This window comes from Kitasatospora sp. NPDC001132 (assembly GCF_053598415.1).
In genome coordinates, this window is the sequence record NZ_JBSFKF010000010.1 from 288480 (window position 1) to 295486 (window position 7007).

Annotated in this window: 6 protein-coding genes; 3 read left to right on the top strand and 3 right to left on the bottom strand. The window is 70.5% G+C overall.

The window, feature by feature from the left end:
* Window positions 1-329 precede the first annotated feature (329 nt).
* The 3 genes from ACWDBE_RS17095 to ACWDBE_RS17105 all read right to left on the bottom strand — a co-directional run bounded on the left by ACWDBE_RS17095 (window position 330) and on the right by ACWDBE_RS17105 (window position 2934).
* Window positions 330-1088: an amino acid ABC transporter ATP-binding protein gene (locus tag ACWDBE_RS17095; protein ID WP_449788712.1), complete on the bottom strand. Its 759-nt coding sequence runs from the start codon at window positions 1086-1088 to the stop codon at window positions 330-332.
* Window positions 1085-1963, bottom strand: a complete 879-nt coding sequence (locus tag ACWDBE_RS17100; RefSeq protein WP_449788875.1) for an amino acid ABC transporter permease — start codon at window positions 1961-1963, stop codon at window positions 1085-1087. Before ACWDBE_RS17100 ends, ACWDBE_RS17095 begins: the two co-directional genes overlap by 4 nt.
* An 83-nt stretch (window positions 1964-2046) precedes the next feature.
* Entirely contained in the window at window positions 2047-2934 is an 888-nt protein-coding gene (locus ACWDBE_RS17105; RefSeq protein WP_449808425.1) for an ABC transporter substrate-binding protein, read from the bottom strand.
* Between the two features lie 544 nt (window positions 2935-3478).
* Between ACWDBE_RS17105 and ACWDBE_RS17110 the strand changes: the two genes are divergently transcribed.
* Genes ACWDBE_RS17110 through ACWDBE_RS17120 form a run of 3 tightly spaced genes read left to right on the top strand, consistent with a single transcriptional unit; the run spans window position 3479 to window position 6707 of the window.
* A complete protein-coding gene (locus ACWDBE_RS17110) occupies window positions 3479-4879 on the top strand; it encodes a DUF6421 family protein (protein ID WP_449808426.1) in 1401 nt (466 codons plus the stop codon).
* Window positions 4876-5634, top strand: a complete 759-nt coding sequence (locus tag ACWDBE_RS17115) for an SDR family NAD(P)-dependent oxidoreductase (protein WP_449788709.1) — start codon at window positions 4876-4878, stop codon at window positions 5632-5634. Before ACWDBE_RS17110 ends, ACWDBE_RS17115 begins: the two co-directional genes overlap by 4 nt.
* Window positions 5631-6707 carry a threonine aldolase family protein gene (locus ACWDBE_RS17120; protein ID WP_449788708.1) on the top strand — a complete coding sequence of 359 codons (1077 nt, stop codon included), beginning with the start codon at window positions 5631-5633 and terminating at the stop codon, window positions 6705-6707. Before ACWDBE_RS17115 ends, ACWDBE_RS17120 begins: the two co-directional genes overlap by 4 nt.
* Window positions 6708-7007 lie beyond the last annotated feature (300 nt).

Below are 7007 nucleotides of genomic sequence, written 5' to 3' on the forward strand. Positions count from 1 at the left end.
CGGGGCGGTGGGCGACGGGGGGCGAACAGACGACAGCGGACAGATGGCAGCCGACAGACGACAGCCGACGACGAACAGCGTTCAGCGAACAGATGATGAAATCTGTCAGCTGTCACTTGTCAGCTGTCATCCGTCGTCCGCCAGCTGTCGCCTGTTCGCCGACCCCCGTGCGCGGCGACGGACGTCCGGTCCACGATCACCGCACCCGGCAGCGCGCGACCAGAGCGCGTACGGGGGCGCACGGTAGTGCCCACCGTTGCGAAGGCCCCGGCCGCACACCTGCCGCACACCCGGCCGCACCCCAAGGCCGCCTCCAGCGCGAGGGGCGCTCAGCCCTGGAGCCGCCCCGAGGCGACCACCCGGCTGAGGAACCGCCGGGTCCGCTCCTCCTGCGGATCGCCGAACACCTGCTCCGGCGGCCCCTGTTCGAGCACCACCCCGCCGTCCAGGAAACAGACCTGGTCGGCGACCTCGCGGGCGAACCCCATCTCGTGGGTGGAGAGGACCATCGTCATCCCCTGGTCCTTGAGGTCCCGCACCACCGACAGCACCTCGCCGACCAGCACCGGGTCGAGCGCCGCGGTGATCTCGTCCAGGAGCAGCAGCCGCGGCCCGGTGGCCAGCGCGCGCACGATGGCGACGCGCTGCTGCTGCCCGCCCGAGAGCCGGTCCGGGTACTCCTTGGCCTTGGCCGCCAGCCCGAGCCGGTCGAGCAGTTCCAGCGCCCGCGTCTGCGCCTCGGCCCGGGCGACCCGGTGCACCCGGCGCGGCGCGAGCGTGATGTTCTCCAGCACCGTCAGATGGGGGAACAGGTTGTACGACTGGAACACCACGCCGATCCGGCGCCGCACGGCGTCCTCGTCCGTGCGCGGATCGGTGATCTCCTCGCCGTCCAGGAAGATCGCCCCGTCGTCGATCCCCTCCAGCAGGTTGACGCAGCGCATCAGCGTGGACTTGCCGGAGCCGGAGGCCCCGATCAGCGCCGTCACCGAGTGCTCGGCCACGGTGATGTCCACGTCGCGCAGCACCACCTGGCCGCCGAAGGTCTTGCGCACCGACTCCAGCCGGAGCACCTCGCTCGACGTCACACCGCACCTCCCTGTGTCTGGCGGCGGTTCATCCGGGCGGTCAGCCAGTCGGCGAACCGGGTCAGCGGAATGGTCAGCACGATGAACACCAGCCCCGCCACCAGATACGGCGTGAAGTTGAACGACCGCGCTGCGATGATCTTCGCCGCGTACACCGCGTCGATCGCGCCGCCGATCGAGACCAGCCCGGTGTCCTTCTGGAGGCTCACCAGGTTGTTGAGCAGCGGCGGCACCACGCGCCGGACGGCCTGCGGCAGCACCACGTACCGCATCGCCTGCGCGTTGGTCAGCCCGAGCGACCGGGCCGCGGCCCGCTGGCTGGGGTGCACCGACTCGATGCCGGAGCGGAACACCTCCGACACGTACGCCGAGTACGTCAGCACCAGCGCCGCACCGCCCAGCAGCAGCGGATCGGTGGTCACCCCGGTCAGCCGCAGCGCCGGCACCCCGGTGATCATCACCAGCAGGCAGATGATCATCGGCAGCCCGAGGAAGAAGTCCACGTACGCGGTGGCCAGCAGCCGCACCGGCAGGAAGACCGGCCCGCGCAGCGTCCGCAGCACCGCCAGCAGCAGCCCGAACAGCAGGATCAGCGCCCCGCAGCCGAGCATCAGCTCAAGGTTCAGCCGCAGCCCCCGCAACACCTCGGGCAGCGCCTGGCGGGCGTAGTCGAGGTTGAAGAAGGTCCGCCGAGTCACCTCCCAGCCGGGGGAGTTGACGACCAGCAGGTACAGCACCACGGCCGTCACCAGGGTCGAGGCGGTGGCGATCAACGCCGAGCGGCGGGCCCGGGAACGCCGGTACGCCTCGTGCGCCAGCCGGCGCTCGGACGGGCGGTAGCCGTCCTCGACGGCCGGCGCCTTGGCGAGCTCCACCGAACCCGCGCCGCTCGAACCCGCGCCGCCCGAACCCGCGCCGCCGGAGGACTCCCCACTCAGTTCGGGGGCCAGATCAGCGCTCACTTCAGCACCGGTGCCGAGACGACGTCGGAGAGCCACTGCTTCTCCAGCTTCGCCAGCGTGCCGTCGGCGCGCAGCGCATCCACCGCCTGCGAGACGCAGCCGGTCAGCCTGGAGCCCTTGTCCAGCACCAGGCCGAACTGCTCGGCCTTCGCGGTCGCCTCGAACTGGCCGACCACCTGGGCCTCGGGCACCTCGGCGCCGGTGATGTAGAAGGCCGTCGGCAGGTCCACCACGAGGGCCTCGATCTGGCCGTTCTTGAGCGCGGCCTTGGCCAGGTCGTTGGAGTCGAAGACGGCCGGCTGGATGCTCGGCTTGATGGTGTCGGTGATGGTTTCCAGGCTCGTGGTGCCGACCTGTGCGCCCAGCTTGGTGCCCTTGAGGTCGGCGATGCTCTTCGCGCCCGCCGCCTTGGAGTTCTTCAGCGCGATGACGGTCTGGCGCACGTCGTAGTAGCCGGAGGAGAAGTCCACCGCCTGCTTGCGCTCGTCGCTGACGGACACCTGGTTGATGTCGAAGTCGAAGTCCTTGGCGCCCGGCGCGGTCGCCTTGTTGAACGGCGCGACCACCCAGCTGACCTTCTCCTTCGGGTAGCCGAGCTTCTCGGCGACCGCGTAGGCCACGGCGGACTCGAAGCCCTTGCCGTTCTCCGGCTTGTCCTCGGAGAACCACGGGTCGTACGCGGGCTTGTCGGTGCCGATGGTCAGCGTCCCGGCGGTGCGAGTCGCCAGCGCCCCCGGTGCGCAGCCCGCCGCGGAACCGGCCGCGCCCGAGGCACCGGAGGCGGCGTCGGACTTCGAGTCCTGCGGTGCGCAGGCGGTCAGCACGGCCGCGGCGGCGACCAGCACGGCGACGGGCAGTACGGCGGACGGCTTGCGGAGGGTCATGACGGGGCTCCAGGGAAGGACCGGCGGGGGACGGGAAACGAGGAGGGCACGGGAAGGCGCGACGGGCGGCCCGCATCCCGGCGGGTCACTTCCCCCCGGTGGCGGCGCCGGAACACACGCGGCATGGTCGGCGTACGGGCGCGCGTCCGCGGCGCCCCCCGAGCCGGACCGGCGGCAGCCGGGTCGGCGGCAAACCGGTCAACAACAGCGGCGACAGCGGCAGCGCAGGCCGCGCGCGCGACGGCGACGGCAGACGTGCCGACCGTGGACGTGCCGACGGGAGGGCGCCCGGAAGGGGCCGTCGTGGCTTTCGACCACCGTGATCACCGCCGGGAGCATGCCGGGAGGTTCGCATCAGATCGGCACATCTGTCCAGAACATCCAGATCACAGTCCACATGCCGGACAACCCGCTTCCCGCCGAAGGTTTCGACGCCCGAGCGGCAGTGCACCGGAGTTTTGCCGGTCCTGCCCCCCTTGAACAGGAGAACCTTTCGTACTTATGGTGTGCTCGTTGAAATAACTCCTGTCGAAGTGAGTCCACGATGCAGAATCTTTCGCCAAGGCTCGCTGTGGCGGCCGACGCCCCGGTCTCGACCCTCGCCGGCCACCCGGCCTGGCTGCGCCTGAAGGAGGCCGTCGAGACGCTGCGCCCGCTCCAGTCGAAGGACGGCTCGATCGACCTGTCCGCCGTCCAGCGGCACACGGTCGACCCGCTGGTCGCCACCGTCCGCGCCGCCGTCGAGGAGCTCGCCCCGAACTTCCCGCACGACGCCGCCTACCTCGCCGCCGTCGACGCGGACCTCGCCAAGTGGGCCGACACCGGCTACCGCGAGCCCGACTTCCTGGACTCGCTGCTCGCCTTCCACCCCGCGGACCAGCGCGAGGACGGGCTCGAGCACCTGGTCGTCTTCCCGATGTACACCCAGAACGGCAACCCGGACCGCAACCTGGAAGCCGTCCTGCTGCGCGTCGTGTGGCCCGACTGGCTGGCCGAGCTGGAGCGCACCCGCTTCGACAACCCGATGTTCGTGCCGATCACCTTCACGGACTTCACCGCCGGCTACGACACCAACTCCGCCGTGCTCTTCCCCGAGACGGTCGCCGTGCGCAAGGCGCCGGAACGTTTCACCTGGGGTGGCATCTTCTGCGACCGCGAGGCGGCCCGCTTCCGCGCCGTCTCCACCAGCGCCGTCCAGCAGCTCGGCCTGGAGATCCCGGCAGACGCCGAGGGCCTGCTCGAGGACCAGCAGCGCGCGCAGGAGACCTTCGTCCTGTGGGACCTCATCCACGACCGCACCCACAGCCACGGCGACCTGCCGTTCGACCCCTTCATGATCAAGCAGCGCAGCCCGTTCTGGATGTACGGCCTGGAGGAGCTCCGCTGCGACCTCACCACCTTCAAGGAGGCGGTGCAGCTGGAGGCCGAGGGCAACCCGCACGCCCGCGACGTCCAGTACGCGGTCCTCTTCGACCGCCTGTTCCGCTTCCCGGTCTCCGGCGACCGGGTGCGCAACTACGACGGCATGGGCGGCCAGCTGCTCTTCGCCTACCTGCACAAGCACGACGCGCTGCGCTGGCGCGACAACCGCCTCAGCATCGACTGGGAGCGCGCCCAGCAGGTCACCAACGCGCTCTGCGCCGAGATCGAGACCCTCTACCGCGACGGCATCGACCGGCCCAAGTCGGCCCACTGGATCGCCGCCTACGAGCTGGTCTCCGGCTACCTCACCCCGCACCCGGCCTCCACCTGGGCGAAGGGCACCGAGGCCCTGCCGCTCGACATCACCGATGGCAAGGCCCTCAACAAGGCCCTGTGCGACGCCGTGCTCCCGGACGAGTTCCCGCTGAGCATGTTCTACGAGGCCCTCAACAAGAAGCTGAGCGGCGTCATCGCCGCCACCGCCGGCATCACCGGCGCCGGGATCCAGGGAGCCGCCGCGTGACCACCTCCACCAACGCCCCGCTGGCCGGCAAGGTCATCGCCGTCGCCGGAGCCAGTGGCCCGGCCGGCCGCGCGGTGCTGCGTCGTCTCACCGCCGACGGCGCCACCGTCATCGGCGCCGACATCGACGCCCAGCGGCTGGAGTCCGCCCTGGACGCCACCCGGGTGGCCGTCCGCGGAGCCAAGGTCAGCGGCCAGGTGATCGACCTGCTCGACCCGCAGGAGGTCCACGACTGGGCCGACCACCTCGAGTCCGAGCACGGCCACGTCGACGGCCTGTTCCACCTGGTCGGTGGCTGGCGCGGCAGCAAGACCTTCTTCGACACCCGGCTGGACGACTGGGACTTCCTGCACGACACCGTCGTGCGCACCCTCCAGCACACCTCGCTGGCCTTCCAGCCCGCGCTGGTCCGCAGCACCGCCGGCCGCTACGCCATGATCTCCGCCTCGGCCGCGCACAAGCCCACCGCCGGCGGCGCCGCCTACGCGGCCGCCAAGGCCGCCACCGAGGCGTGGACCCTCGCCATGGCCGACTCCTTCAAGAAGGAGACCACCGACCCCGACGGCGAGCCCACCGCGGCGGCTGCGATCCTGGTCATCAAGGCGCTGGTCAGCCCCGAGATGCGGGCCGAGAAGCCGGAGGCGAAGTTCGCCGGCTTCACCGACACCGCCGACCTCGCCGGACACCTCGCGGGCCTCTGGGACCGCCCCGCAGCAGAACTGAACGGACAGCACCTGTGGTTGACCCCACGATGACCGACCCCACCCGTACGGACGCGGTACGGCGGCACGACCCCGCCGTCCGGGGCTTCGCCAGCGACAACTACGCCGGCGTCCACCCGGAGATCCTCGCCGCGATCGCCCTCGCCAACGGCGGCCACCAGGTCGCCTACGGGGAGGACGACTACACGGAGCACCTCCAGGAGGTCTTCCGCCGCCACTTCGGCGAGAAGGCCGAGGCCTACCCCGTCTTCAACGGCACCGGTGCCAACGTGGTCGCCCTCCAGTCGCTGCTCCCGCGCTGGGGCGCGGTGGTCTGCGCCGAGACCGCCCACATCCACGTGGACGAGGGCGGCGCGCCGGAGAAGATGGGCGGCATCAAGCTGCTCACCGTCCCCACCCCGGACGGCAAGCTCACCCCCGAGCTGCTGGACCAGCAGGCCTGGGGCTTCGGCGACGAGCACCGCGCGCAGCCGCTCGCGGTCTCCATCACCCAGAGCACCGAGCTCGGCACCCTCTACACCGCCGACGAGATCCGCGCGATCACCGAGCACGCCCACCAGCTGGGCATGCTCGTCCACGTGGACGGCTCCCGCCTGGCCAACGCCGCCGCCTCGCTCGACCTGCCGCTGCGCGCCTTCACCACGGACGTGGGCGTCGACGTGCTCTCCTTCGGCGGGACGAAGAACGGCCTGCTGTTCGGCGAGGTCGTGGTGGTGCTAAACCCGGAGCGGGTGCGCAACATCAAGTACCTGCGCAAGACCTCGATGCAGCTCGCCTCGAAGATGCGCTTCGTCTCCGTCCAGTTCGAGGCGCTGCTCTCCGGCGACCTCTACCTCCGCAACGCCGGCCACGCCAACGCGATGGCCCGCCGCCTGGAGGCCGCGGTCCGGAAGATCGACGGCGTCGAGGTCGTCCGCCCGGTCCAGGCGAACGCGGTGTACGCGATCCTCCCGCGTGAGGTGAGCGAGCGACTCCAGAAGCGCTACCGCTTCTACTTCTGGAACGAGCACACCGGCGAGGTCCGCTGGATGTGCGCCTTCGACACCACGGAGGCCGACATCGACGCCTTCGCGGCGGCCGTCGTCGAGGAGATGGGCCGCGCCTGACGGCGCTCGAACGACGGATCGTCCCGTCCCGCGACAGCGGGGCGGGACGATTTGCATGTGGCGGGTCCGTCCCCGTACAGTTCCGGAGTCGCCGCGGGAGACCGGGGCGGCAAAGCGGAAAGCGAATCCGATGAATGAAACTCCGGTAAATGGAGCGGAAAGCGTCTGATAAGCTGGAAACACGAAAGAACGAAGCCCGGAGGGTCCGCTGGAAGGCGGTCCGAAGGAAGCGTCCGTTCCTTGAGAACTCAACAGCGTGCCAAAAGTCAACGCCAGATATGTTGACATCCCCGGCCTCAG

Bases quoted from the DNA above. Each gene is read 5' to 3' on its own strand.
- ACWDBE_RS17105 (WP_449808425.1), bottom strand. From the start codon at position 2,934: ATGACCCTCCGCAAGCCGTCCGCCGTACTGCCCGTCGCCGTGCTGGTC.
- ACWDBE_RS17110 (WP_449808426.1), top strand. From the start codon at position 3,479: ATGCAGAATCTTTCGCCAAGGCTCGCTGTGGCGGCCGACGCCCCGGTC.
- ACWDBE_RS17120 (WP_449788708.1), top strand. From the start codon at position 5,631: ATGACCGACCCCACCCGTACGGACGCGGTACGGCGGCACGACCCCGCC.